General features: G+C 71.3%; 21 protein-coding genes. 10 read left to right on the forward strand and 11 right to left on the reverse strand.

Going from position 1 to position 26089, the window contains the following annotated elements:
• Positions 1–2 precede the first annotated feature (2 nt).
• Positions 3–551, forward strand: a complete 549-nt coding sequence (locus tag ABZS77_RS00665; RefSeq protein WP_354815011.1) for a DoxX family protein — start codon at positions 3–5, stop codon at positions 549–551.
• 215 nt (positions 552–766) lie between these two features.
• Positions 767–2212, forward strand: coding sequence for a glycosyltransferase 87 family protein (locus tag ABZS77_RS00670; protein WP_354815014.1), 1446 nt, complete (start codon positions 767–769; stop codon positions 2210–2212).
• A gap of 4 nt (positions 2213–2216) precedes the next feature.
• On the opposite strand, the gene ABZS77_RS00675 is transcribed toward ABZS77_RS00670, so the two are convergent.
• The 5 genes from ABZS77_RS00675 to ABZS77_RS00695 form a co-directional block, all read right to left on the reverse strand.
• Positions 2217–2645, reverse strand: coding sequence for a molybdenum cofactor biosynthesis protein MoaE (locus tag ABZS77_RS00675; RefSeq protein ID WP_354815017.1), 429 nt, complete (start codon positions 2643–2645; stop codon positions 2217–2219).
• Positions 2642–3898 (reverse strand): molybdopterin molybdotransferase MoeA, encoded by a 1257-nt coding sequence (locus tag ABZS77_RS00680; RefSeq protein ID WP_354815020.1) that lies wholly within the window; start codon positions 3896–3898, stop codon positions 2642–2644. The genes ABZS77_RS00675 and ABZS77_RS00680 overlap by 4 nt, the downstream gene beginning before the upstream one ends.
• Before the next feature lie 53 nt (positions 3899–3951).
• Entirely contained in the window at positions 3952–4422 is a 471-nt protein-coding gene (locus ABZS77_RS00685; protein ID WP_354815023.1) for a MogA/MoaB family molybdenum cofactor biosynthesis protein, read from the reverse strand.
• Positions 4419–4910: a cyclic pyranopterin monophosphate synthase MoaC gene (moaC, locus tag ABZS77_RS00690; protein ID WP_354815026.1), complete on the reverse strand. Its 492-nt coding sequence runs from the start codon at positions 4908–4910 to the stop codon at positions 4419–4421. The genes ABZS77_RS00685 and moaC overlap by 4 nt, the downstream gene beginning before the upstream one ends.
• 275 nt (positions 4911–5185) lie before the next feature.
• On the reverse strand, positions 5186–8278 hold the full coding sequence (locus tag ABZS77_RS00695; protein WP_354815029.1) for a BTAD domain-containing putative transcriptional regulator: 3093 nt from the start codon (positions 8276–8278) through the stop codon (positions 5186–5188).
• 673 nt (positions 8279–8951) lie between these two features.
• Here ABZS77_RS00695 and ABZS77_RS00700 point away from each other — a divergent pair.
• The 5 genes from ABZS77_RS00700 (at position 8952) to ABZS77_RS00720 (ending at position 14644) form a co-directional block, all read left to right on the forward strand.
• Positions 8952–11399, forward strand: coding sequence for a bifunctional diguanylate cyclase/phosphodiesterase (locus ABZS77_RS00700; protein WP_354815032.1), 2448 nt, complete (start codon positions 8952–8954; stop codon positions 11397–11399).
• A 58-nt stretch (positions 11400–11457) separates the two neighbouring features.
• The gene (locus ABZS77_RS00705) at positions 11458–12795 is read left to right on the forward strand and encodes a glycosyltransferase family 87 protein (protein ID WP_354815035.1); all 1338 of its coding nucleotides are present in this window, start codon (positions 11458–11460) and stop codon (positions 12793–12795) included.
• Positions 12796–12836: 41 nt separating this feature from the next.
• Positions 12837–13469, forward strand: a complete 633-nt coding sequence (locus ABZS77_RS00710; RefSeq protein WP_354815038.1) for a phosphoribosyltransferase family protein — start codon at positions 12837–12839, stop codon at positions 13467–13469.
• A 19-nt stretch (positions 13470–13488) separates the two neighbouring features.
• Positions 13489–13863, forward strand: coding sequence for a zf-TFIIB domain-containing protein (locus tag ABZS77_RS00715; protein ID WP_354815041.1), 375 nt, complete (start codon positions 13489–13491; stop codon positions 13861–13863).
• A 103-nt stretch (positions 13864–13966) separates the two neighbouring features.
• Entirely contained in the window at positions 13967–14644 is a 678-nt protein-coding gene (locus tag ABZS77_RS00720) for a maleylpyruvate isomerase N-terminal domain-containing protein (protein WP_354815044.1), read from the forward strand.
• A gap of 18 nt (positions 14645–14662) precedes the next feature.
• On the opposite strand, the gene dnaB is transcribed toward ABZS77_RS00720, so the two are convergent.
• Positions 14663–17203, reverse strand: coding sequence for a replicative DNA helicase (gene dnaB, locus ABZS77_RS00725; RefSeq protein ID WP_354815047.1), 2541 nt, complete (start codon positions 17201–17203; stop codon positions 14663–14665).
• Positions 17204–17584: 381 nt separating this feature from the next.
• Between dnaB and ABZS77_RS00730 the strand changes: the two genes are divergently transcribed.
• On the forward strand, positions 17585–19135 hold the full coding sequence (locus ABZS77_RS00730) for a hypothetical protein (protein WP_354815050.1): 1551 nt from the start codon (positions 17585–17587) through the stop codon (positions 19133–19135).
• Positions 19136–19216: 81 nt separating this feature from the next.
• On the opposite strand, the gene rplI is transcribed toward ABZS77_RS00730, so the two are convergent.
• The 4 genes from rplI to rpsF all read right to left on the reverse strand — a co-directional run bounded on the left by rplI (position 19217) and on the right by rpsF (position 20866).
• The gene (gene rplI / locus ABZS77_RS00735; protein WP_151487665.1) at positions 19217–19663 is read right to left on the reverse strand and encodes a 50S ribosomal protein L9; all 447 of its coding nucleotides are present in this window, start codon (positions 19661–19663) and stop codon (positions 19217–19219) included.
• Positions 19664–19677: 14 nt separating this feature from the next.
• On the reverse strand, positions 19678–19959 hold the full coding sequence (gene rpsR / locus ABZS77_RS00740) for a 30S ribosomal protein S18 (RefSeq protein WP_051723758.1): 282 nt from the start codon (positions 19957–19959) through the stop codon (positions 19678–19680).
• Positions 19959–20495 carry a single-stranded DNA-binding protein gene (locus ABZS77_RS00745; RefSeq protein WP_354815052.1) on the reverse strand — a complete coding sequence of 179 codons (537 nt, stop codon included), beginning with the start codon at positions 20493–20495 and terminating at the stop codon, positions 19959–19961. The genes rpsR and ABZS77_RS00745 overlap by 1 nt, the downstream gene beginning before the upstream one ends.
• Positions 20496–20575: 80 nt before the next feature.
• Entirely contained in the window at positions 20576–20866 is a 291-nt protein-coding gene (gene rpsF / locus ABZS77_RS00750; protein ID WP_074315517.1) for a 30S ribosomal protein S6, read from the reverse strand.
• Between the two features lie 643 nt (positions 20867–21509).
• Between rpsF and ABZS77_RS00755 the strand changes: the two genes are divergently transcribed.
• Together ABZS77_RS00755 and ABZS77_RS00760 are read left to right on the forward strand one after the other, a co-directional pair.
• Entirely contained in the window at positions 21510–22301 is a 792-nt protein-coding gene (locus tag ABZS77_RS00755; RefSeq protein WP_354815055.1) for a deoxyribonuclease IV, read from the forward strand.
• A complete protein-coding gene (locus tag ABZS77_RS00760; protein WP_354815058.1) occupies positions 22298–24499 on the forward strand; it encodes a hypothetical protein in 2202 nt (733 codons plus the stop codon). Before ABZS77_RS00755 ends, ABZS77_RS00760 begins: the two co-directional genes overlap by 4 nt.
• A gap of 87 nt (positions 24500–24586) precedes the next feature.
• Here ABZS77_RS00760 and ABZS77_RS00765 read toward each other — a convergent pair whose 3' ends face one another.
• Positions 24587–26089 (reverse strand): glycosyltransferase 87 family protein, encoded by a 1503-nt coding sequence (locus ABZS77_RS00765; protein ID WP_354815062.1) that lies wholly within the window; start codon positions 26087–26089, stop codon positions 24587–24589.

Raw genomic sequence — 26089 nt, forward strand, 5'->3', positions numbered from 1 at the left:
CCATGACGCCTGTACGCTCCCTCGCTCGCGCCATGCTGAGCGGCATCTTCGTGGTCAGCGGATACCGCAATCTCCGCGCGCCGCAGCGGCTGGCCGAGAAGGCCGCGCCGGTGACCGACCGTGCGGCGCCGCTGCTGCGCAGGGTGCACCCCAACTTCCCCACCGAGACCGAGCAGCTGATCCGGCTCAACGCGGCGGTGCAGCTCGGTGCCGGGCTGATGCTCGCCACCGGAAAGCTCACCCGGCCGGCCGCCCTGGTCCTCGCCGGCACGATCGTGCCGACGACAGTCGCCGGGCATCCCTTCTGGAACCAGGAGGACGACGCCGCCACCCGCGACACCAACAAGGTCCACTTCCTGAAGAACCTGGGGCTTCTCGGCGGGCTGCTGCTCGCCGCCGCCGACACGGAGGGCAAGCCGGGTCTGCGCTGGCGCACCGGCCACCGCATCGGCCACTCTCGACGTTCCGTGGAGCGCGCCGTCCGGACGGCCAGGCGGGAGGCTCGGATCGCCGTCCGATCCGCCGCCACCGCCCGACGGATCCCGGGCTGACCTGCGTCGATCCTCCCCCTCGCCGCCACCACCCCCCGCTAAGGCCGCGAATTACCTGAACCACCCGGTAGGCGTTAACGCGGTGGAAATGTCAAAAACATGTGTGGGATCGGACACGGTCGCATAACGCGGGAGGCACTGACGTGAGGCGCCGTTCTAGGCTCCGTGCAGGACCTGGACGGGTAGGACGACCTTGGTACGGGGGTGGCCACGCCATGCCGACGGCTGTCGGTAGACGGGCGGACCGCCTCGCCCCAATCCAACGCGTGACGCGCAGGATCGATCGCAGGAAAGTCATACGTGGCGCCATCGTGGCCGCCGTCGCCTATGCCGCATGGCTCGCGATCGGCGCCTTCGGGCGTCCGTACAACTTCTTCGATATGAAGATCTACCACGGCGCGGTGGTGTGGTGGGCGAGCGGTCACGAGCTCTACGAGTTCATCGCGCCCGGCACCACACTCGGTTTCACCTACCCGCCGTTCGCCGGGCTGGTGATGCTGCCGATGGCGCAACTGCCCATCGAGGCCGCCGGGATGGTCAACGCCCTCGCGAGCATCGCCGCGCTGGCCCTGGTGCTGGCCGGGCTCCTGCGGCCCATCGTGGACCGGCTGGCCTGGCCGCTGTGGTTCACCGTGGCCCTGGCGGTGCCGCTCGCGGTCGCCATCGAACCGGGCCGGGAGACCCTCGGCTACGGCCAGGTCAACATCCTGCTGTTCGCGCTGATCATGGCCGATCTGATCGGGCTGCGCTGGCGTTCCCGCCGGGGCACCCACTACGCCTCGACGGACGGCCCGCTGCTGCGCTTCGTGTACGGCGGCGCCTGGGCGGGCGCCGGCATCGGTCTCGCCACCGCCGTCAAGCTCACCCCGGCGCTGTTCATCGCGTACCTGCTGATCACCCGCCAGTGGCGGGTGGCGGCCACCGCCATCGGCACCACGATCGGTGTGACCCTGGGGACGTTCGCGATCGTCGGCGACGAGTCGCGGACGTACTTCGGCAGCGTGCTCTGGCAGACCGAGCGGGTCGGCGCGGCGGACATGACACCGAACCAGTCGCTCGCCGGTCTGCTGGCCCGGCTGTACGACTCGATCGAGACCCCGGGCCTGCTCTGGTTCTCGTTCTCGGTGCTGATCCTGGCGCTGGGCCTGTCCCGGGCTGCGAGTTCCCGCGCCGACGGTGACGAGCTGACCGCGTTCACGCTTGTCGGTCTGACCGCGAACGTGATCAGCCCGATCTCCTGGACGCACCACCTGGTCTGGGTCATCCCCGCGATCATCGTCCTGGCCGACGCCGCCGTGCGTCGCCGCGAGGCGAGCCGGGGGGTGACGCAGCGCGCCGGTCAGGGCCCCACCTTCGGTGGGTTCCCCGGGCTCAACGGGCTGCGCCCGCCGATCTGGTATCCCACCCTGACCGGGCTCCGGCACGGCGTCGCTGCGATCGGGCTCTACCTGCTCTTCCTGATCTCACCGATCTGGCCGTACGAGCACCAGCTACCCGAGATGTCGCACTACCAGGACGGTCTGTTCGGCGCGCTGATGGAGAACTCGCTCGCGCTGGCGCTGATCGTGCTGGTCGCCGCGCTGCCCTGGCGGCCGGGTGCCGAGCCGGCGTTCTACGGCGACCGGCTCGCCCGTGCGGTGGCGGTCAACGGCCGCCGCTGAACGGTCAGGGGCAGTTGACCCATTCCTCGGTGCCGTCGGCGAAGACCTGCCGCTTCCAGATCGGCAGCCGGGCCTTGGCCTCGTCGACGAGGCGGGCGCACGCGGCGAAGGCCGCCGCGCGGTGCGCGGTGCTCACCGCCGCGACGAGCGCCACGTCACCGATTGCCAGCGGCCCGACGCGGTGCGACACGGCCACCGCGTAGACGTCGGGGCCGGCGGCGATCTCGGCGGCCACCTCGCGCAGCACCTGCACGGCGCTCGGGTGGCTCTCGTACTCCAGACTCACCACGGGACGGCCGTGGTCGTGGTCGCGGACCACGCCCTGGAAGGAGACCACCGCGCCGGCCCTGCGGTCGGCGACGGCCGCCTCGTGCGCGGCGAGGTCGAGCGGCTGGTCGGTGACCTCGCCGAAGGTGATCGCGGGCGCGGTCACGACGCACGCTCCCCGGGCAGCAGCGGCAACGGCACGATCGGCACCCGGTCGCCCGCGGCACCGCTGGTGCCGGGCCGGATCACGGCGAACCCGTCCGCGCCGGACAGGCCACGGAGCATCGCCGACCCGACGTGCCGCACCGGGAACGCGGTGCCGGCCGCCCGGTCCACCCGGACCAGCGCCAGGTGGGTGTGGTCACCGCGACCGGGCACCGCCTCGGCCAGGGTGACCTGCGGAAGCACCGGCATCGGGCGGCCCTGGAGGCCGGCGAGCAGCGGAGCGACGAGCGACACCAACGCGACGATCGCGGACTGCGGATTGCCCGGCAGCCCGGCCACGAACCGGACCCGCCCGTCGTCACCGACCAGCCGGGCCAACAGCATCGGGAAGCCCGGACGGACGGCCACCGTGTTGACCACGTAGTCGGCGCCGAGCGCCTGCAACGTCGGGTGCAGGTGATCGACCGGCCCGTTCATCGTGCCGCCGGTGGTGCAGACCAGGTCGGCGCCAGTCAGGGCGGCGCGCAGGGCCGCCACGTGCGCGGGCAGCGTGTCCGCCACCGGGCCGACCACATCCGAGGGCCGCACCTGGCAGCCGTACCGGCGCAGCCAGGCCGGCACCGCCGGACCCAGCGCGTCGCGGACCCGACCCGCCGCGGGCGGCCCCGCCGTGAGCAGCTCGTCGCCGAACACCAGCAGCGCGGCGCGCGGCGCCCGCCGGACCCGTAGCGTGTCGTGCCCGCAGGACGCCGCCAGGCCGATCACCGCCGGGTCGACAGGCGTGCCGACCGGCAACAGCTCCTCATCGGCGTACGCCTCCTCGCCCGGCTGCCGCCACTCCGGCGTCGAGCGGGGAGTGCCGCGCACCAGGCCGTCGGCAATCGTCGACTCCTCCACCCGCAGCACGGCCGTGGCGCCCTCGGGCACCATGGCGCCGGTGGCGATCTCGACGGTCGTGTCGTCCTCGGTGAGCGGCGCCGGGGTGTTGCCGGCCAGCACCCGCCCGACGACGCGCCACGGGCCGGCGCCACGAACCGCCCAACCGTCCACGCTCGACGTGGGGAAGGCTGGCAGGTCGGTGCGGGTGGTCAACGGCTCCGCCAGGGTCGACCCGTCGGTGTCGGCCAGCGGTCGGGCGACGACGGGGAGCGCGGCGGCCAGGCCGACGGCGTACACCCGGGATCGCGCCTCCTCCCAGCCGGCTGGCGGGGGAGCGGCGACCCGGTCCGTGGTTGGTGCCGTTTCCGTACTCACCGGCCGAGCCTATCGGGACGTGCCGACACCCGTCGGTGCCTGGCACGGACCGGTCAGTGGTCGCCGCCGCGGAGCTGGTCGACGGTGTGCCCGAGGATCGGGCCGAGCACCGCCAGGCCGTCACGCGCGCCACCTGTGGAGCCCGGCAGGTTGACCACGAGCGTCCGACCGGCCACCCCGGCCAGCCCTCGGGACAGCACGGAGGTGGGCACCCGGTCCCGGCTGTGGGCGCGGATGGCCTCGGCGATGCCCGGGATCTCGTAGTCGAGCAGACCCCGGGTCACGTCGGGCGTCCGGTCCGACGGGGTGACCCCGGTGCCGCCGCTGGTCAGCACCACGTCGACGCCGTCGGCCACGGCCGCCCGCAGGGCCACGCCCACCGGCTCACCGTCGGGCACCACCACCGGCTCGTCGACCTCGCAGCCCAGCTCCCGCAGGCCGGCCACGAGCAGCGGCCCGCTGGTGTCGGCGTAGACGCCCGCCGACGCCCGGTTGGACGCGACGACGACCCGGGCCCGGATCACAACCGGTCCTCCGGTCGGACCCACTCGCCGGTCTTGCCGCCCTCCTTGCGCAGCACCCGGACCGCCTCCACGGAGGCCGCGGGATCGACCGCCTTCACCATGTCGATCAGGGCGAGACCGGCGACGGCGACCGCGGTCAACGCCTCCATCTCGACGCCCGTCCGGTCGGCCGTGCGCGCGGTGGCCGTGATCTCGACGGTGTCGGCGGTCAGCAGCAGGTCGACGGTGACACCGTGCAGGGCGATCGGGTGGCAGAGCGGAATCAGATCGGGGGTGCGCTTGGCACCCATGATCCCGGCCAGCCGGCCGACCGCCAGCGCGTCACCCTTGGGCAACCCGTCGCGGTGCAGGAGGTCGATGACCTCGGGCGTGGTGCGCAGGCGGCCGGCCGCGACGGCCAGCCGGCCACTCACCGGCTTGGCGGAGACGTCGACCATGCGGGCCGCGCCGGCCCGGTCGACGTGGCTGAGCTGGGCGGGTTCGGTCACGGCCGTGAGCCTATCGGGACGGTACGACGTCCACCCGGCCGGAAGGAGCGGCGCCTGACCGCCGACCACGCCGGGTGCTGCGGCGCGGGGAATCAGGCGCCACTCCTCCTCACCACCCGCCGCCGAGGTCGCTGGGGGGACCTGGCTGCGGGCGTGGTTCGACGACCCGGTTCTGCCCACGAGCAGAACCTCCCCCGTTCGCCGTAACGGCGCAGAAGCTACCGGGGGCGGCGATAAGAAATCGATAAGCGCGGTACGGGCAGGTCGGTGGACGTTCACTGCGGGTGCGCCGGCTCGGCGAGGTGGCGCTCCACCTCGAGGCGCTCCGGCACGCCCATCCGCCGGAAGATAGCAAGCGCCCGCTCCCAGTGCCGGCGCGCCTCGGCCCGGTCGGTACGGGCGAAGTGTTCGGCCAGGCCGGCGAGCGCACGGCCCTGCTCGTACGGGTGGGAAATCCGGGTCGCCAGCCGCAGTGCCGCCCGGTGCATCTCGACCGCCTCCCCCTCGAGCCCCTGCGCGTCGAGCGTGCGCCCGAGTTCGTTCAGCGCCGCCGCCTCGACGTGCCGCTCTCCCGAAGTGATCGACATACTCCGGGCCACCTCGTGCTGCTGTCGGGCCTCCACGAGTCTCCCGAGTCCGCGATAGGCGATGCCGAGGTCGTTGCGTACCTCGGCCTCGGCGTACCGGTGACCGGTGCGGTCGCGCAGGGCCAACGAGGCCAGGAGGAGCCGGACCGCCTGCGGCAGATCGCCCATGCGCAGACGCACCGCACCGATGTGGCTGAGGGCGTTGAGGACATGGAATTCGTCGGACGTCGTCCGGGCCCAGGCCAGGTGGAGCCGGTGCATCCGCAGTGCCTCCGCGTAACGGCCGAGAGCCGTCAGGGCGATCCCCAGGTTGGGCAGGACCCCCGGCACCCCGAGGTTGCCGTACCCCTTGTAGTCGCGCAGGCTCTCCATCCCGAGGGCCACCGCCTCCGTCAGGTTGCCGTTCCACCAGTGGACCGGAGCCAGGTTGGCGCGGTAGCGCGCCCGGGCCAGCAGGTTCTGCGACTGCCTGGAGAGCGCGACCGCGCGGGTCAGATGGGTGAGCGCCACCGGGTTGTCACCGGTCCGGACGTACGCGGAGGCGAGGTAGTTGTTCATCAGGGCCATCGCGTCGGCGTCCCCGACGGCTGTCGCCGCACGCAGCCCATCACCATGGGTGAGGATGATGTCCTCGAAGTGGCCGCGGATGTAGCAGAAGCGCCAGAGTGCACGGGCCAATCGCCAGGCGTACTGGTGGAAACCCGACTCGAACGCTGAGGACACGATGGCCACCAGGTCCGTCCGCTCCGCCTCCAGCCAGTCGGCGTCCAGTTTCCCGACCGCGTCGACCAGCTCGGGACGGTCGAACGGGAGATCGGTCACCTGAGAGGTGATGACGGTGGGCTCCAGCGCCCTGGCGACCCGCATGGCCGCCTCCAGCGTGAAGCCGAACAGGTGTCCCAGCCCGAGTTGCCGTTGACCCGCGGAGTCGGTGCGCGAGCACAGCTCGACGGAGTACTGGCGCATCAGGTCATGCAACCGGTACCGCGTCGGGTCCACGTCCTCCACCATGTTCCGGTCGACGAGTTCGTCGAGCGCCGCGCGCGTCTCCGTCACCGTCAGGCCGGTCAGGGCGGCGACGGCCATCGGGCTGAACCGGCTGCCGGGATACAGGCCCAGGAACCGGAAGACGAGCTTCGTCACCTCGGAGAGAGGGCCGTACGACGCGGCGAACGCGCTGGTGATCGTGCTCTCCTCGCGGGCGAGGTGACGCAGCGTCGGTGCCGGGCCGGCCATCTGCTCGGCGAGATCGGTCAGCCGCCAACCCGGTCGATGAGCCAGTCGGGCGCCAGCGAGCCGGATCGCCAACGGGAGGTGCCCGCAGCTCCGGACGACCTGCGCAGCGGCATCCGGCTCGGCCTCGACGCGCTCCCGGCCGACGGTGAAGGCAAGGAGGTCCACGCCCTCCTCCGTCGTCATCACCGGCAGGGTCCGCGACGATCCCACCTCGGGGTGGGACAGCCGCCGCCGCGACGTCACCAGTACGACGGTGCCCGGCTCTGTCGGCAGGAGGGGCCGGAACTGTTCGCTGCCGGCGGCGTTGTCGAGCACGACGACGGCTCTCCTGCCGGCCAACTCTCGCCGCCACATCTCGACCCTGGCGTCGAACTCGGCCGGGACATCCGCGGCGGGTACGTCGAGTTGGCGGAGCAGGATGCCCAGTGCGCGCGCCGGCTCCATCCGGCTCGTCTCATCGTGCCCGGACAGGTCGATGAACAGCTTCGCGTCCGGGTACCGCTCGGACAGCCGACGTGCCAGGTGCACGGCGAGGGTCGTCTTGCCGCTGCCCGCCATGCCGTCGAGCAGGTGCACAGCCGACACGCGATCCTCGATTCGCCGGGTCTCCGTCAGCAGTCGCGTCAACACGTCGTCCCGCCCGACGAAGTCGGTGACCGCCCGAGGCAGATGATCCACCGGGTGGGTCCGCGTCCCCCACGCGGGCGCTGAACCGCGCTCCCGCGTCATGTCCACCACGGACCGCCGGGGGTGCGGAACGTCGCGGAACGCGACGGCGTGGCTGAGACCTGAACGTGCCGACGCGGTGACGATCGTCTGGCGCAACTCGTCGATCGCGGGACCGGGATTGACGCCGAGTTCGGTGCGGATGGTGGACCGTAGCTCGTTGTACGCGGCCAGTGCCTCGGCATTGTCGCCGCGTTGGTACAGGGCCCGCATGAGAAGGACGTAGGCCGGCTCCCGGAGGGGATGACGGGCCACCACCTCCCGCAACAGCGGAATCGCCACGTCGTCCTGGCCCGATCTGACCTGGACATCCGCGAGGAGTTCCGTGGCCAGGAGCCGCTCCTCCTCGGCGGCTGTGGCGCGGGCTGTCAGGACGGGCCCGAGGGGTACGCCGGCGAGCATCGGGCCCCGCCACCGCGCCACGGCCTGACCGAGCAGGTCCCGCGCACGAGTCAGGTCACCACCCGAGAGAGCGTCCCGCCCACGGTAATACTCCCCCTCAAAGAGGCAGATATCGAGCAGGTCCTGTCGCAGGGTCAGCTTGTAGCCGTTCCGTTCGCGCGTGATGATTCCCGGACCGGCCCCTAAAGCCTCGAAGGATCGGCGCAAATTCGCGGCATAGGTCCGCACATTCGGCACAGCCGATCGCGGAGGGCAATCGGGCCACAACTCGTCGACGAGATCCTCCACCGTCACCAGCTGTCCAAGGTGAACTGCCAACATCGCGAAGATTGCCTGCTGCTTTGGTGTTCCCAACTGCAAAGTGCGTGCGGGCAGTTGCACTGCGAGGTCGCCGAGTACCCGAATCTCCACTCGCACACCCCCGCTTCAACGATGACGGCGTATCCAGTCGATCACACAACGAAGCCTAGGCTCACCCGCCCACCTCGGCACCGTCGCTGGCCTTAGGCTCAGCGCGAAAGGCCTCCCGTGACCCACCGCCCACGAACGACCCGAGTCACCGCAGCACAGGAACCGAAGCGCGGATGAAGACGCTTCCATGCTTAGCGACACTGACTGCAGCCTGCAAGACGCGGCATCAATGGTCGTGTTCAACCGGCGTTTGGCGGGGAAAGGTGAGCGCTCCGCTCAGGAGCGTGGACACAAAGTGACAAATCCGCTTCATCTTGGCTAATGTTGCGCATACCGACATTAATTGTTCCTTCTTGCGCATCACCTCTCCTACGCTCTCCCCAACGAACGAATGGCGCCCAGCGGGCGCCGCCGTAGCGGCGAGGGGGTCGAACGATGCGCAACAGCACCGAGTGGGACTAGTACCAGCTTCAGCCGATGCAGATCCTCGACGCTGAAGGGGTGTCAGATGCGTAGTACCGAATGGGACTGAATCCTTATCACCGTGGCAACGCCGGAGTACGCTGCCCGTCAGCGGACATCCACGTTGGGTCACGGGTGAGGTCGAGTGAGCCGGACGACGAGTCGTCAGAGGGACACCGATCCACGCCTGCTGACCCTCGTCGGAGCGCTTGCGGCGATGGCTACGGCGGTCGTCGTGGCCGCGGCACTCGCGACGGCGCGAAACGTGCCGGACAGCGCGGGGGAAGCCTCGACGATCTTCGCCCTCATTTTGATGATCGCTTTGGGCGCAGTCGTCAAGACACGGCTGCGCATCAGGTCGACGACCTTCTCGTTCGCCTGGGTGGAGGCGGCCATCGTCCTCGGGCTCGCCCTAGCTCCTCCACCCTGGGTGATCCTGTCGACCGGGACCGGTATCGCCTGCGTCTCGCTGCTCAACCGGTTGACCGCCATCAAGGCTGCGTTCGGAATCGCGAAGCACAGCCTCGTGGCCGGCGGCGCGACAGTGGTGGTCATGCTCCTCGGCGACCGCTGGCCGCCAGAGGGCCTGTGGGACCTGTTCATCCTGCTCGCAGCGGTGTACCTCACCGCCGCGGTGCTCGATGACCTACTGGCCATTCCGGTCATCGCGCTGGCGTCGGGCACCCGCATCGACCGCCAGTTCCGTAACCACTTCGATCTCCGGCTCGCCGGTTTCGCCGTCCGGTTCGTCGTGGCACTCTTCACCCTGCTCATCCTTCGCGCAGATCAACGCCTGCTGCTCGCCGTCCCGCCCCTGGTCCTGAGCCTGCACCTGGCCTACTCCGCGCGCATCCGGGGCCGCACCGAGCAGCAGGCGTGGCAACGACTCGCCCGCGCCACCGACGCGCTCAACGTGGTCGACCTGGACGAGGTCCTCACCACCGCCGTCACCCAGGCCGCCGAGCTGTTCTCCGCCGACGAGGTCGAGATCGAGCTGCGCGACGGTGGCCGCACCGTCCGTGGCGGCCCGGGCGGGATCTCCTTCGACGGTTCGACCGGCACACCCACCGAGGTGAACGCCACAGTCGTCCCGGCGCCTCTGGAGGGCCACGACCGCTCCGTCGACGTCGGCGTGCTGCGGCTGCGCTTCCGTGGGCCGGTGCAGCTCTCCGAACGGGAGCAGTACACGCTGCGGACCTTTGCGTCCGCGCTCTGCACCGCCGTCCGCAACGCCCAGGCGTACGCCGAACTGGCCCGGGTGGCCGACGAGCACGCGTACGCGGCCACGCATGACGCGCTCACCGACCTGGCCAACCGCCGACATCTGCTCGACCAGGGCACCGAGCAGTTGAGCGCCCGGCACGCCGACGGGGTCACCGCGCTGGTGTTGATCGACCTCAACCACTTCAAGGAGGTCAACGACACGCTCGGGCACGCCGCCGGTGACCAGGTGCTGGTGCAGGTCGCCGACCGGTTGAGCACCGCCGCCCAGTCCGGTGATCTGGTGGCGCGCCTCGGTGGCGACGAGTTCGCCGTACTCCTGCGTGGGCTGCCGGCCCCGGCGGTGGCCGCGCACCGCGCGGAGACGCTGCTCGCCGCGCTGCACGAGCCGTTCGAGCTGGACGGCATGCGGATCAGCGTGGAGGCCAGCGGGGGCATCTCCGTCGCCCCGACCAGCGGCGGCATGGCCGAGTTGCTGCGCCGCGCCGACGTGGCGATGTACCAGGCGAAACGGGCCGGCCTGCGGATCTCCACGTACGCCCCGGCGCGGGACACCGCCGACCTGGGCCGCCTCACCCTCGGCGGTGACCTGCCGCGGGCGGTCGAGGACCACGAGTTCGTCGTCAACTTCCAGCCGATCGTCGACCTGGGCACCGGCGAGGTGACGAGCGCGGAGGCCCTGGCCCGCTGGCACCACCCCACCCACGGCATGATCGACCCGCTGCGTTTCCTGGAGGCGGTGGAACGCTCCGGGCTGCTGCCGGCGTTCGCCGAGGCGATCCTCGACCAGGCGCTGACCGCTGCGGGCAGTTGGCGCGACGCCGGCTTCGACGTACCGGTCGCGGTGAACGTCTCTCCGCGCAGTCTCCTCGACGCCCGTTTCCCCGGTTCGGTGCTGGCCCGCCTGCGCGCCCACGACCTTCCTCCGGACCGGCTGGTGCTGGAGTTGACCGAGACGCTGACCCTCAGCCAGCTCGACGTGGTCGACCAGGTGTTGAGCCGGCTCCGCGAGGAGGGCGTACGGCTGGCCCTGGACGACTTCGGCACCGGTTACTCCTCCCTCTCGCTGCTCTCCCGGATCCCCGTGCACGAACTCAAGATCGACCGCAGTTTCGTCACGACGATGGAGAGTTCGGCCGAGGCCGCCGCCGTCATCCGTTCCACCCTCGACCTGGGCCGCAGCCTCGACCTGGACGTCGTCGCCGAGGGCGTGGAGAGCGAGCCGCAGCGCCGCGCCCTCTGGGAGTTGGGTTGCGTCGCCGGTCAGGGGCACCTGTTCGCCCGGCCGATGCCGTCCGGCACCCTCCTGGCCGCGCTGCAACGCGGCTCGGGCGGCCGTCCGGGTGCCCTGGCCGCGCCGCTGCACGACGCCGGGGCGGTGATCCGGCTCAATCAGAACCGCCGCCAGGCCGGACGCAACCGGCTCCCGCACCTGCCGGCCTGACCGGGCACCAGCCTGCGGGAGTGAGGTGGGCGCAGCCTGGTCTGCCAAACTGTCGCCCGTGACCGCCGACGACCCGACCGCCCGCCGCTGGCACTGGCGGACACTCGACACCGCCGCCGGCGGGCTCGCCCTCGACCTCGGCCTCTACGCCGTCTCGGCCGTCTTCGCCGCGATCACCGCCGTCACGTCGACGCTGCTGCCGCACCGCGCCTGGGGTGCGGTCGCCGCCGTCGGTTACCTGGTCGCGGCGCTGGCGGTGGTCGTCCAACTCCTGCTGCGTCGCCGCACCCCCACCTCCCGGCTCGCCGGTCTCCCCGCCCGGTGGACGGTCACCGCACTCACCTGGGTGAGCACCGCACTGCTGCCGCTCATCTGGCAGAGCGTCGAGCGCACCGCCGGACGCACCGACCGCGCCCAGGAGGAGGTGCTGGTCGTGGAGCACGCGGGCGCCCGACTGGTGGAGCACGGCACCCCCTACCTCGGCCCCGACGCCATCGCCGCCCTCCCGCCCGGCGAACAACTGCTCGGCTACACCCCGTACCAGCCGGGCATGGCCCTGTTCGGCCTGCCCAGAGCCCTGATCGACACCTGGTGGACCGACTCCCGCGTCTGGTTCGCGGTGGGCACCGCGCTGGCGCTCGCCGTGGCGGTCCTCGCCCTGCGCGGAAAACCGGCAGCCAACCAGAAGACCGGCACGGGAAACCGCCGGGACTCCGCGCTGCTGCGCGGCGTGCAGGCCGCCACCGTCCTGCCGATCTGCGCCCTCACCCTCGCCACCGGCGGGGACGACCTCCCCGTACTCGCGCTCTGCCTGCTGGCCCTCGCGCTCGCCGCCGCCGAACGGCCCGGCGCGGCCGGCATCGCGGTCGGCCTGGCCGGCGCTCTCAAGCTCTTCGCCTGGCCGGTCGCCCTCGTCCTGATCGTCTGGGGCCTGACCCGGCGGGCCGGCACGCGGGTCGCCGCCGGCGCGATCGGACTGCCGGTCGCCGCGCTGGTCCCGGCCCTGCTTGTCGATCGCGACGCACTTGTCGAGAACGTCCTGCGCTTCCCCCTCGGCCACGGCCTGGTGACCAGTCCGGCGCAGTCCCCGTTCCCCGGCTACCTGATCGCCTCGGCGCTGCCCGCCGGCCGGATCATCGCCGCCGCCCTGCTGGTCGCGGTCGGCCTGGCCATCGCCGTCCGGCTCGCCCTCCGACCGCCCCGCACGGCCGTCACCACGGCGCTGATCTGCGGGTACGGGCTGCTCGCCGCCATCGCCCTGATGCCCACGACCCGGTTCGGCTATCTGCTGTACCCGCTGGCCCTGCTCACCTGGGCACCCGCCCTGCACCGCCCGACCGACGAGTCGGCAGTCCCGGCGCTCGGCGAGCTGTCCGGTCGGGCCACTTCGGCGTAACTGCCCGGCGCGATCCCACCCCAGGGCGTACACCTGAAGACATGACCACGTACCGCGACCGCGCCGACGCGGGCCAGGTGCTCGCCGAACGACTCACCGCACTCGTCGGCGACCCCGACGTCGTCGTCCTCGGCCTCGTCCGCGGCGGCGTACCTGTCGCCCGCGTCGTCGCCGAACGACTCGGTGCCCCGCTCGACGTGCTCGTGGTCCGCAAGCTCGGCATGCCGTGGGCCCGCGAGGTCGCCTTCGGCGCACTCGGGCCGGGTGGCGTGCAGGTCCTCAACGACGCGGTGGCCAGCCGACTCAGCGGCGACGACATCGCCGAGGTGCGGCACCGCGAACAGACCGAGCTGGAACGCCGGGAACGCCTCTACCGCGCCGGACGCCCCCCGCTGGCCCTCGCCGGACGGATCGCGGTCGTCGTCGACGACGGCCTGGCCACCGGGGCGACCGCCCGCGCCGCCGTCGAGGTCGTCCGGCAACTCGGCGCCCGCCGCGTGGTGGTCGCGGTCCCGGTCGGCGCCCAGGAGGCGTACGAGCTGCTGGCCGCCGAGGCCGACCAGGTCGTCTGCGCCCAACGTCCCACCGACTTCGGCGCGGTGAGCGTCTACTACGAGGACTTCCACGAGGTGTCCGACGAGGAAGTCACCGAGGCGCTCACAGCAACCGCATAGGTGGACCAGGTACCGTCAGGTGATGAGTCTCACCTGTCCCAAGTGCCACGGAGAAATGCGTCAGTACGAGCGCAGCGGAGTCGTCATCGACCAGTGCGGGGAGTGCCGGGGCATCTTCCTGGACCGCGGCGAGTTGGAGAAGCTGTTCGAGGCGGAGGCCAACTGGAGCCGCCAGCAGGCCGGCGGACCGCCCCCGGCACCGGTCCAGCAGCCCGGTGGCTACCCGCCGGGGCAGCACCAGCCCGGCTACGGCGCCGTCCCGCCGCCGCCCCCGCCGCCCGCCCACGGCTACCCGCCGGCGCCCGCGTACGGCCACCAGCAGCAGCACCACGGCTACCACGGCCACTACCGGCAGAAGAAGCGCAAGGGATTCCTCGACGAGATGTTCGGCTGAGCCGAACCGGCAATCCCGCCCGGGCCGAACCACGCGTCGGCCCGGGCGCTTCGTTCCCCGACATCGGTTGGCGCCCGCCACCACCCGTGCGAGGCTGCACCGCATGACCCCGATCCGGGCAGAGCAGGCGCTGGCCCAGGCGTACGACGGAATCACCGCCACTGTCGACGGCCTGGACGACGCCGCTCTGCAACGCGCCACCCGGTGTCGCGGGTGGCTCGTCGCGGACCTGCTCCTGCACGTCCTCGGCGACGCCCAGCGCGCCCTGGTGGCCCTGGCCGGTCCCGTCGACGGCCCCGCCGACACCGACGACGTGAGCTATTGGCGAGGCTTCCCCGGCAACGGCGACGAGGACACCCGGCACGCCTGGTGGGTCCGCAGGTCGGCCGCCGCGTTCGACAGCCCGACCGGGATCGTCCGACTATGGACGGAGACGGCCCCGGCGGCGGTACGCGCAGCCGCAGCAGCCGACCCCGCCGGCCACGTGACCACGCAGGGCCACGTGCTGCGGGTACCTGACTTTCTCGCCACCCTGACCACCGAAGCCGTCGTCCACCACCTGGACCTCACGCCGGAACTGCCCGACGCGCCGCCGCCCGGCCCACTGGCGGTACGCGTCGCGGTGGCCACCATGGACGGCCTGCTGAGCGACGACACCGTCCGGCCGGCCGCCTGGGACGACCGCGAGTTCCTGCTGAAGGCCACCGGGCGGGTGCCGCTCACCGACCGCGATCGGCTGGAGTTGGGCGAGTCGGCGGGTTGGTTTCCCCTGCTGGGCTGACCCGGCGTGCGGGAACCCTCAGCCGATGGCCATGTCGACGAAGCGGGACAGGTGCAGCTGGGCCGCCACGGTCACCGTGTCGGTCGGGCCATTCCGATGCTTAGCAATAATGAAATCCGCTTCCCCCGCCCGCGGCGACTCCTTGTCGTAGTAGTCGTCGCGGTGCAGGAGGATGACAACGTCGGCGTCTTGCTCAATTGATCCCGATTCACGCAGATCGGACAACTGAGGCCGCTTGTCGGTGCGCTGCTCGGGGCCACGGTTCAGCTGACTGACCGCGATCACCGGACACTCGACCTCCTTGGCCAGCAGCTTCAGGCCACGGGAGAGGTCCGCGACCTCCTGCTGCCGGCTCTCGGTGCGCTTCGGCGAGGTCATCAGCTGGAGATAGTCGACAACGATCATCTTGAGGTCGTGACGCTGCTTGAGCCGACGGGCCTTGGCCCGGATCTCCATGAGGTTCATGCTCGGCGTGTCGTCGACGAACAGCGGCGCCTCGCTGATCTCGCCCATGCACCGGGCCAGCTTCGTCCAGTCGTCGTCGGAGAGCTGGCCGCTGCGCAGCACGTGCAGCGGTACCCGCGCCTCGGCCGAGAGCAGTCGCATGACGATCTCGACCTTGCTCATTTCGAGCGAGAAGATGGCAGCCGCCTGGTTGGCCCGGATGGCCGCGTTCCGGGCGAAGTCCATGCTCGCGGTGCTGTTGTGGGTAGGAATCATCGCCCGGCTGGCCAGATACAGATGCTCGGGATTGTCCACCGTGACGCATCGAACCGGCACGCTCGGCACCGGGCGGACGTCGACGATGTACCGCGAGGTCGTCCGGACGTCCGAGGAGGTCCGGCGGCGTTCGACGTGCGCATCCCGCTTGCTCTCAAGCCGGAAGATGACATCCGGCGTGGAGAAGGTCACCGTGTACGCGACGGACGACTCAGAGGCGCGATCGCGTACCGGCTCCGCGTCGACGGTGCAGCGGTAACCCAGGCTGACGATGAGCTCGCGTACGTCCTCCGCCAACCGCTTCGAGGTCGACGTGTACTCCAGGTTGCCCCTTGGGGCGACCGCGCCGTCGGCGTCCATGAGCCCGGCCAGCAGAGCCCGGCGTTGGGCCTCGGAGGCGCGCAGGTAGACACCCGGGATGTGCCTGTCCTCAGCCACCCCGACCTGACGCGCGAAGCCCTCCGCCTCGCCCTGCGTGACCATCTCCTGCCCGGCGGTGGTGAAGCGACTGGCACCGGAGCGACCGTCACCGAGCCGCGCCCCCAACGTGTAGGGCGGGACCACCAGGTCCCGATCCGGAAGCTGCAAGGGGGCGGTGTTGCGTACGGCGTGGTTGAGCCGCCGCGCGGCAGTGTCCGTACGCAGCGTGGCTGCGATCTCTGCAGTGGTGACGACACCGTCGTGGTCGACCCGGCTGTGGGCGTCGACCTCCCGCTCGGTTCGTTCGAGAAGCGCGGTCAGTATTGGACCGCCGGGATACCCGGGCGCGATCCGGTCTCCCGTCCTACCGTCGCGGACATCGAGCCTCTTCTGTCCCGAACGCACATTGGCCGTCGACGACTCGGACGGGTGGCGCCGTCGCCGCGCCGGCCCCTGCCGTCGACCCGCCCGGCTGGTCGTCTTCCACAGGTGCTCCGCGTCCGCCACGATCACGGTGCCGTCGGAGAACTCCACCTCGTAACAGGGACGGTCGTGCATCACGTCGAAGGCGTGCGTGACAGTGGTGGGCCTGCCGTCCGCAGCCAGCAGTTGATCGCCCACCCGGATCGCGCCCATTGTGGTCCAGCCATCCGGCGTCGGCAGGGGGGTGTCGAGCGACAGCGCCTTGCCCAGACCAGGCCTGCCGGCCACGATGATGAGCTGCCCGGCGTGCAGGCCGTTGAGCAGTCGGTCCAGGTCGCTGAAGCCGGTGGGCACGCCGGTCATGACGCCGCCCTGCGCGCCCACCGCCTCGATCTCGTCGAGCGTCGGCTGCAACATGTCGGCCAGGACCGCGAAGTCCTCGCTGACGCGACGTTCGGTGACGTCGTAGACGGCCTGCTGGGCCAGGTCGACGATGTCGTCGACGTCGCGGCTGCCGCCGTTGGCGGTGCCGTAGCCCAGCTGCACGATCTTGGTGCCGGCCTCGACGAGGCGGCGCAGCACCGCCCGCTCGCTGACGATTCTCGCGTAGTAGGCGGCGTTCGCCGCCGTGGGAACGCTGGCGATGAGGGTGTGCAGGTAGGGCGCGCCGCCGATGCGCGCCAGATCGCCCGAGTCGGTCAGGGCGGCGGCCACGGTGATCGGGTCGGCCGGCTCGCCCCGGCCGTAGATGTCCAGGATGGTGTCGAAGATGGTGGCGTGCACCGGCCGGTAGAAGTCGTTGGTCTTGAGGATCTCGACGACGTCGGCGATGGCGTCCTTGGACAGCAGCATGCCGCCGAGGACGCACTGCTCGGCGGCGACATCCTGGGGTGGGGTCTTGTCGAACTGGCCGTCGCGTTGCACGGGCGGCTGGCCGCCACCGGAGCGTGACTCCGCCCGCATGTCGTCGGTGACCGACACGGGTCCCCCCTCCACTGCGCCGGATCAGCCCCAGCTTCACGCCGGGGTACGACACTTCCGTCCGACCGGGCCGGTCGATCGGGGGCCATCGCGCCGGCGGTCGAGGGCCAACCATACGGACACCGAGGTCAGCGACTCAACAAGGCCGGTGGACGAGCCTCGGGACAACCTGTGGACGCCGGTGGACGAGCATGTGCGCAGCGTGTGCACAGGGTGTGGATAACCGTTGGGGAATTCCCGGGCGCAAGCCTCTGACCTGGCGTTTTGTGGTCCCCAGCCTGTGGAGGGGAATATTTCGGTCGGGACTGGGACACGATCGTCCCGTACTATCTCCAGCGAACGGCTACACCTGGACAGCGGATCACGCTTTCGGTTCAGAAGGGTCACAATCCGGCCGTGAGTTACCGGGACTGGGGACGCGGGGAGGGCAGCCCGCGCGAGGGCCAGCCGACAGCCTCGTGGGGTGAGCGCACGCCGTCCTCTCCGGTCGACCCGTACGACGAGGACGGGCGCTACCGCACCTCCAGCCGCCGGCGCGCGTTGGACCGTGGGCAGGACGAGCCGGTCGACGCGTACCTGCCCCGGTGGGCGCTCGAGTCGGGTGTTCGGCACGCCGACGGCGGTGGCCGGCACGCCGCTCCCGATGACGACGACGAGGCCGACCCGCAGCCCGAGCGGCCGAGCTCCGGGGCCGGCTGGCCGCGCACCGAGACGACTGGCACCCGGCGGCAGGTCAGCGAGGCCACCTGGCGGGAGCGACCGGCGATCGGTGCCGCACCCGAGTCGGACCACACCGGTGAGTGGACGCTCGACCGTCCTCAGGAGCAGGGGTACGCGGGCCGTCGGCGCGCCAACGCGGCGGAGGAGGATCCGATCTCGGGCGCGGCCCCGGACCGTCGTCCCCGTCGGGCGCCCGCCGGTCGCCCCCAGGTGATCTGGTCCGGTGGCGATCTGGATGCCGCGCCGGCCGAACCGACGCCGCGCCGGGAGGCGGGACGGCCCACCCGACGCAGCCGTCGCGCGGCGGAGGAGTCGTGGTCCCGGCCGGCGGTCGATCCGTGGGAGCGCGGGCCGGGGCGGGCGGCTGCGACCGAGCCCGAGCCGTCGTACGCGCCGGCGGTGGACCCGTGGGACGCCTCGGGCGTGCACGCGTGGCCGCCGATCGCGGACGCGGACGGCACGGACCTGAGCACGCAGTGGGCGCAGGCGGAGGGTGTCGGGGGTTGGGAGCGGTCCGACCGCACCGGCCAGTGGGAGCGTGCGGCGGTCGAGGACGACCAGTGGGACCGGACGCTGCCACCTCGCTCGGACCGGCCGGTGGCGGAGGGTTGGCCGAGTCGCGACGACGGGTTCTGGTCGGGTACCCGGCTGGCCGGTGACGACCCGCGCTGGATGGATCCGGCGACCTCGGCGCCGAGGTCGCCGGTGGTGGGTTACACCGCACCGCGTCCGCGTAGCGCGCCGGTGCAGCGGGACGGGGGCACTCGGCGTCGGGCGGTGCAGCCTCCGGTCGGTACGGCGTCGGTCCGCCGTCGGGTGGAGGCGGTGGCCACCGGCGGTTGGGCTAGGCGCCTGGAGGACGACCTGCTCGACCCGGATCCGGGTGGGTCCTTCCGGCCGATGTTGTACACGGCTGCCTGTTACCTGGTGCCGGCGGTGCTGATTTTCGTATGGCTGTTGACCCTGGACGGTCTGCCGCCCGCCGGGTGTGTCACCGACATCAGCGGGGGCGGCTGTGATTCGCCCCGGTCGCGGGCATTGGAGTCGATGCTTGCCGGCTCGCCGCGCTTCGGGCTGGCGTTGGTCAGCAGTCTGGTGGTGGCGGCGTTGCTGCGTCGGGTCGGTACGACGTGGCGTTCGGCGACCATCGCTCTCGCCGCCGCGGTGGTGGGCGGTGGTCTCTCCACGGTGCTGATCAGCGCGGTGACGGGGCAGCCGATCGGTTGACCGGTTCGCGGCCGGCACACGGCATGCGCGAAGGCCCGTACCGAAAGATCGGTACGGGCCTTCGTGGTGCTGTGGCCGACGTCAGCCCTGAACGACGTTCAGGTTGAACGACGCGGTCACCTCGGGGTGCAGCTTGATCTTCACCGGGTAGCTGCCGGTCGACTTGATGTGACCGGGCACCTCCAGCCGGCGGCGGTCGAGGACCGGACCGCCGGCGCCCTTGACGGCGTCGACGATCTCGGCCGGGGTGACCGAGCCGAAGAGCCGACCGCCGTCGCCGGCGCGGGCCTTCAGGCTGACCTTGAGCCCTTCGAGCTGACCCTTGACCTCGTTCGCGTGGTCGAGGTCGCGGATCTCACGGGCCGAACGGGCCCGCTTGATGACCGTGACCTGCTTTTCCGCGCCCTTGGTCCAGGCGATCGCGAAGCCCTGCGGCAGCAGGTAGTTACGGCCGTAGCCGTCCTTGACCTCGACGATGTCGCCCGGGGCACCGAGGCCGGACACTTCCTGAGTCAGGATGATCTTCATATCGGTGCCTCCTCTCAGCGGGTGGTGGCCGTGTACGGCAGGAGCGCCATCTCACGGGCGTTCTTGACCGCACGGGCGATCTGCCGCTGCTGCTGCGAGGTAACGCCGGTCACCCGACGAGCGCGGATCTTGCCGCGGTCGGAGATGAACTTGCGCAGCAGCGCGGTGTCCTTGTAATCGATGTAGGCGATCCCGTCCTTGTCGAGCGGGTTCACCTTCTTCTTCGGCTTGCGCAGTGCCGCAGCCTTGGCCGTTGCACGTGCTCCTGGTTTGCGATCGCGAGCGCTAGGCGCCATTAGAACGGTGGCTCCTCGTCAAAATTGGCGCCCGAACCGGCACGCGCGGGAGAGGGTGCGGCCGAAGCCCAGGGGTCGTCGAAGTTGCCTCCGCCGCCACCCTGGTTGCCACCACCACCGCCGCCACCGAAGCCGCCGCCACCGCCGCCGGAGCGGGACATCTTCTGCACCTTCGCCGTGGCGTAGCGCAGCGACGGGCCGATCTCGTCGACCTCGAGCTCGATGACTGTGCGCTTCTCACCCTCGCGGGTCTCGTAGGACCGCTGACGCAGCCGACCCGACACGATCACCCGGGCACCGCGCTGCAGCGACTCGGCGACGTGCTCGGCGGCCTGCCGCCAGACGGTGCAAGCGAGGAACAGCGGCTCGCCGTCCTTCCACTCGCCCGACGCCTTGTCCATGAAGCGGGGCGTCGAGGCGACTCGGAACTTGGCGACCGCAGCCCCGGAGGGGGTGAACCGCAACTCGGGGTCATCGGTCAGATTGCCGATGACCGTGATGGTGGTGTCTCCTGCCATGACCATCTCCTCGCGCACTCAGCGTCTCGTCGTACAGGCTCTCAGAGCCCTCCGACAGAGTCGCGGAGGCTGATCCGGACGAACCGGGGTTTGAAGGCTTAGCGCATTTCCGGTCGGATGACCTTGGTGCGCAGCACGGACTCGTTGAGTCGCAGCTGACGGTCCAGCTCGGCGACAGCGGCAGGCGTGGCCTGCAGGTCGACGACGGCGTAGATGCCCTCTGCCTTTTTGTTGATCTCGTACGCGAGGCGCCTACGGCCCCACACGTCCGTCTTCTCAACCGAGCCACCCGCGGTCCGGATCACGTTCAGGTACGTGTCGAGAGACGGGGCGACGGTGCGTTCCTCGAGGCTGGGATCGAGGATCACCATGACTTCGTAATGACGCAAGACGTGCTCACCTCCTGTGGGCTAAGCGGCCACGGTCCTTCCGTGGCAGGAGGTCGTGCGTCGCTGCCCGCACGTGCCGGGGGAACCCGGCCGGACGCAGACAACCTGACCAGGATACCCGGTCCGGACGATCATGCCCGGGGTGGTCGGCCCGGAACCCGGGCGTGCCGACGGGGGCCCACCGCCTGACCGCCATTGGTCAGTGGTGGGCCCCCGTCGACGAGGCCGCGGGGCGTCCCGTCCGCATTCCTTGGGTGGGACCTGGGGAGGAACGACCACACCGATGAGGTTGGACCGAAGACGCCCCGCGGAGCTTTATCGTGTTGTTACCTGACGATACAACGGCTCTCGTACCTTCTCGGGGGAAAAAGCACAAATTTCCGAGATTGTTCATCGGCTGAACTCGGATCCGCCAGGTGGGTCGCCCCCGCCTCGCCGGGCCGCGCGGCGGGGGTGACCTCGTTGTCGGTCCGTCGGCCACCGGCTGCCGAGGCGGCGCTCACGCCGTCCGGCGGTACCGGGCGCTGGCCGCCGGCTCCCAAATCCATCAACGATCGTCGGTCCGTCCGGTGACGCGCGGGGCCGTCCCGACACCACCCCGGCCGTCACCCACCTGTCGGGCTCGGGACGTAGGCTCGCTCGCATGCGTATCGGAGCTCACGTCGACTCGACCGACCCGCTGGCGGAGGCGGCCGCCCGGTCCGCCGACACCGTGCAGTTCTTCCTGTCCGACCCGCAGGGGTGGAAGGCGCCCAAGCCTCGGGAGGACGCCGAGCGGCTGCGCACGGCCGAGGTGGATCTGTACGTGCACGCGCCCTACGTCATCAACGTGGCGACACTCAACAACCGGATCCGGATCCCGAGCCGCAAACTCCTGCTCGGGCACGCCACCGCCGCCGCCGCGATCGGCGCCAAGGGCCTGATCGTCCACGGTGGGCACGTCAACGCCGGGGACGACCCGGCCGTCGGCTTCGACAACTGGCGCAAGACCTTCGCGTACGCCGCCGACTCCGGTGGCTTCGGCGTCCCCGTGCTCATCGAGAACACGGCCGGCGGCGACAACGCGTGCGCCCGCCGACTGGACGCGCTCGCCCGATTGTGGGACGCGGTCGGCGACCACGAGGTCGGCTTCTGCCTGGACACCTGCCACGCGTACGCGGGTGGCGAGGAACTGCTCGGCCTGGTCGACCGGGTCAAGGCGATCACCGGACGGATCGACCTGGTACACGCCAACAACTCCAAGGGCGCGTTCAACTCCGGCCAGGACCGGCACGACAACCTCGGCGGCGGGACGATCGACCCCGAGCTGGTGGTAGCGGTGATCCGGGCGGCCGGCGCACCCGTGGTCGTCGAGACCCCGGGCGGCGTCACCGGCCAGGCCGCCGACATCGACTTCCTGCGCCAGCAGCTCGGCACCGAGAGCCCGGCGGCATGACGACCGGACAGCCCGGGACCGGGAACGCGCGCCCCACCCCGGACGACGCGGCGGCGCGACCGGCCGGCACCACGGGTACGACGACGGACCCCGCGACGGAGGCCACTCCGGTCGACGGACCCGAGCCGACCCCCGCGACCACGCCCCCCGCGAAGGACGATCCGACCACCGGCGACACCACCAAGGGCGACGCCGGCACGGACGCCACCGCCAAGGGCGACGCCAACACCGACGCCACCGCCAAGGGCGACGCCGGCACGGACTCCGCCGCCAAGGAAGACGCCACCGCCGCTACCGCGGATGCCGTCGAGGGCGACCCGGCGCAGGGCGACAGCGCCGCCGGGGACAGCGCGGCCCTCACCACGAGCGAAGCGGCCAAGGACGGCGACCCGGCCGACGGGAAGTCCGAGGGTCAGGCGAAGGGGGCCGACCGCTGGGAGGAGTGGGCGTCCACACCCGAGCCGGTGCCCTCGCGGCTCACCCGGGCGGCACGGGCCGTCGGCCGGTTCCTGATCCACGAGTGGACGCTGGCGAGCCTCGGCGCGCTGGCGTTCGCCGTGTTGATGACCTGGCCGACGTTGCGATATCCGCGCTACACGCTTCCGCAGGACTACTGGGACCCGAGCCTGCAGAGCTGGCAGATGGCCTGGTCCGGGCACATCCTGCTGGCCGACCCGGCCCGCCTGTGGCAGTCCAACACGTTCTTCCCCGAGCTGTGGAGCTTCGCGTTCTCCGACACGCTGCTCGGCTACGCCCCGGCGGGCATGCTCGGCAGCGGCCCCGAGGACGCGGTGCTGCGCTACAACATCATGTTCGTGCTGGCGCACGCGCTCGCGACGCTCGGGGCGTACGCGCTGGCACGGCAGCTCGGCTCTGGTCGGATCGGCGCGGCGGTGGCGGGTGTCGCGTACACGTACGCGCCGTGGCTGCTGGCCCAGGCCGGTCACCTGCACGTGCTCTCCAACGGCGGGATCCCGCTGGCACTGGCCATGCTGGCGCGCGGGCACGGCTGGTCGCTGCGGTACGGCTACCGGCCCGAGCGCCGGCACGACGGCTGGGTGTACGCCGGCTGGCTGGTCGCCGCCTGGCAGCTCAGTCTCGGCTTCGGCATCGGTCTGCCGTTCGCGTACTTCCTCGCCGGTGCGGTGCTCGTCACTGCGGTCCTGTACCTCGTTCGCCGGCTCCGGACCGGTCAGGCGCTGCCGTTCGGTCGCCGGCTGCTCGTGGCCGACGTGCTCGGCGGGGTGTTCTTCGCCGGGGTGGGCCTGCTCCTGGCGTACCCCTATTTCAAGGTGACCGAGCTGCACCCGTACGCCGAGCGGACGATCGGCGACATCAGCATCTTCTCGCCGCCGGCCTCCGGTTTCGTGACCGCCCCCGCCGAGTCACGGATCTGGGGTGGGCTGCACGAGGGCGCGCGTGCGGCGCTGCCGTGGCACCCGGAGATGACCCTGCTGCCGGGCTTCGTGCTGTACGCGTTGGCCGCCGGCGGGCTGTTCTTCTCGGTGTGGCGGCTGCGGCACCGGCTGCTGCTGCTCGCCGGGGTGCTGGTCACCATGATCCTGGCGATGGGCACCCGCTTCTTCGACGGCACGTTCACCTACCTGCCGCTGTTCGAGCACGCGCCGGGTTGGAACGCGCTGCGTACCCCCGGGCGGTTGATGTTGTGGGCCACGCTGTTGCTGGCCCTGCTCGCGGCCGGTGCGGTCACCGCGCTCACCGACCGGGTCCGTGAGCTGGCCGCGCAGCGGATCCCGTCCTGGCCGGGGCCGTGGCTGCGGCTGGCGACCCTGCTTCCGTTGCTGCTGGTGGCCGTCGAGGGCCTGAACACCACCCCGCACCCGGTGGTGCCGACCCAACCGGCGGCGCTGCGTACGGCGCAGGGGCCGCTGCTGGTGCTGCCGAGCAACCAGAGTTTCGACCAGCACGTGATGCTCTGGTCGACGAGCGGCTTCCCGGACGTGGTGAACGGCGGCAGCGGCTTCACACCGCGTCAGCTCGACGACGTCCGCCGGGTGAGCCAGTCGTTCCCCGACCAGACCAGCGTGGACTACCTGCGGACGCTCGGCGTCCGCACGGTGGTGCTGCTGCGCGGTCAGGTGCCCGGCACGCCGTGGGAGATCACCATCGACGCGCCTGTCGAGTCGCTCGGCATCACCCGCCAGGACGTCGGTGACGCGGTCGTGTACCGGCTCTGAAGCCATCGTTTCGGGGGGAGCCCACCCGGCTCCGGGCGGGCTCCCCCCGCAAACCTGACGTGGTCAGGCCGCGTCCGTGGCTCGGTGTCAGCTTGTGCTGACGGCGGGCTCCGGTTCGGGGTTGTCCACTCGGCGGCGCCAGCGGTCGAGCCAGGGGGCGTCGGGTGCGCCGTCGAGGACGCCGCCGTCCGGGTCGTCCGGGTAGTTGGCCCGTACCGCGTCCCGCTCCGGGTGCAGGATCTCCCGGACCACCAGCACGCAGAGCACCACCACCGTGGTCAGGCGCAGCGCCGAGGCCAGCACGAACACGCCCTCCGGGAAGACCGGACGGCTGGTGGCCGCGCCGAGCAGCTCGCCGTAGAAGGCGACGAAGTAGCAGACCTCGGCGATCTGCCAGGCCAGGAACGCACCCCACTTCGGCCGGGCCAGCACCACCAGCGGCAGCAGCCACAGCACGAACTGCTGGGACCACACCTTGCTGAAGATGAGGAACGCGGCCACCACCAGGAACGCGAGCTGCGCCAGCCGCGGCCGGCGCGGCGCCCGCAGCGCCAGCACGGCCACGCCGAGGCAGGCCAGCGCGAACAGGGCGTACGAGATGGTGTTGAGGGTTCCGATGTTGACGTTCAGCCATTCGAACGGGCCGAGCCGGGCGGGGTCGCCGACCTTGCCGTCCAGGTAGCGCCCGATGTACCAGAGCGTCCCCCAGTCGATGGGTCGCGTCGTGTTCAGCTCGAAGAAGCGGCCCCAGTTCTCCGGGTACGCCCGCGCGGCCGGCAGGTTGACGAACAACACCGCCGCGATCGCCGTGCCGATGGCGACGAGTGCGGCGCGGATCCGTGCGGCGCGCAGCGCCAGGATGAGGATCGGACCGAGCAGGAACAGCGGCCAGAGCTTCGCCGCGCCCGCGAGGCCGAGCAGCGCACCGGCCAACGCCGGTAGTCGGCGCGCCCACGCCAGCAGGCCGAACGCGGCCAACCCGATGGCGAGCAGGTCCCAGTTGACGGTGGCGGTGAGCAGTAGCGCCGGGGCGAGCGCGAAGAGCGCCGCGTCCCAGGGTCGTCGTCGGCGCAGGGCCAGGATCACCGCCACCGTGGCCACCGCGAGCGCACCCAGCACCAGCGCGTTGAGGTTGTAGAACCACTGGCCCTGGTTGATGCTCGGGTCGCCGTCGCCCAGGGCGTGCACGGGCAGACCCAGCGCCCCCATGAAGTAGCCGGTGAGCACCGGGTACTCCACCGGGTGGTCGCGGTAGGGCACCTTGCCCTCGTTGAGCCCTTCGGCGTAGTAGAGGGCGAGCACGTCGGTGTAGCAGAACCGGGTGTACTGGACGTTGTTCTGCCAGGCGCCGTCCTGGCAGGGAGACTTCTGCACCCAGTGCAGGGCGAGCGTGAGGCAGGCCAGCGCCAGCACGATCCGTACGGCCGTCCAGAATCGGCGTTCCCCGCCGGCCGGCCGGTTCAGGGCTGTCGCGTGGTCGCCCAGCGGCCCGCCGATCATCCCGGAGATGCCGCGGACGAACCCGTCGGAGCGGGACGGGTGGTCGGTGGTTCCGGCGTCGTCGATGCCGGGCGTCGACTGGGTGCTCAT

Origin of the sequence: Micromonospora sp. NPDC005298 (assembly GCF_040607375.1) — a bacterium.
Lineage (GTDB): Bacteria > Actinomycetota > Actinomycetes > Mycobacteriales > Micromonosporaceae > Micromonospora.

What these genes read in the sequence shown, in the direction of transcription:
- ABZS77_RS00665 (WP_354815011.1), top strand. Translation starts at nt 3, where the DNA reads ATGACGCCTGTACGCTCCCTCGCTCGCGCCATGCTGAGCGGCATCTTC.
- ABZS77_RS00670 (WP_354815014.1), top strand. Translation starts at nt 767, where the DNA reads ATGCCGACGGCTGTCGGTAGACGGGCGGACCGCCTCGCCCCAATCCAA.
- ABZS77_RS00700 (WP_354815032.1), top strand. Translation starts at nt 8,952, where the DNA reads ATGGCTACGGCGGTCGTCGTGGCCGCGGCACTCGCGACGGCGCGAAAC.
- ABZS77_RS00710 (WP_354815038.1), top strand. Translation starts at nt 12,837, where the DNA reads ATGACCACGTACCGCGACCGCGCCGACGCGGGCCAGGTGCTCGCCGAA.
- ABZS77_RS00720 (WP_354815044.1), top strand. Translation starts at nt 13,967, where the DNA reads ATGACCCCGATCCGGGCAGAGCAGGCGCTGGCCCAGGCGTACGACGGA.
- rplI (WP_151487665.1), bottom strand. Translation starts at nt 19,663, where the DNA reads ATGAAGATCATCCTGACTCAGGAAGTGTCCGGCCTCGGTGCCCCGGGC.
- rpsR (WP_051723758.1), bottom strand. Translation starts at nt 19,959, where the DNA reads ATGGCGCCTAGCGCTCGCGATCGCAAACCAGGAGCACGTGCAACGGCC.
- ABZS77_RS00755 (WP_354815055.1), top strand. Translation starts at nt 21,510, where the DNA reads ATGCGTATCGGAGCTCACGTCGACTCGACCGACCCGCTGGCGGAGGCG.
- ABZS77_RS00760 (WP_354815058.1), top strand. Translation starts at nt 22,298, where the DNA reads ATGACGACCGGACAGCCCGGGACCGGGAACGCGCGCCCCACCCCGGAC.
- ABZS77_RS00765 (WP_354815062.1), bottom strand. Translation starts at nt 26,089, where the DNA reads ATGAGCACCCAGTCGACGCCCGGCATCGACGACGCCGGAACCACCGAC.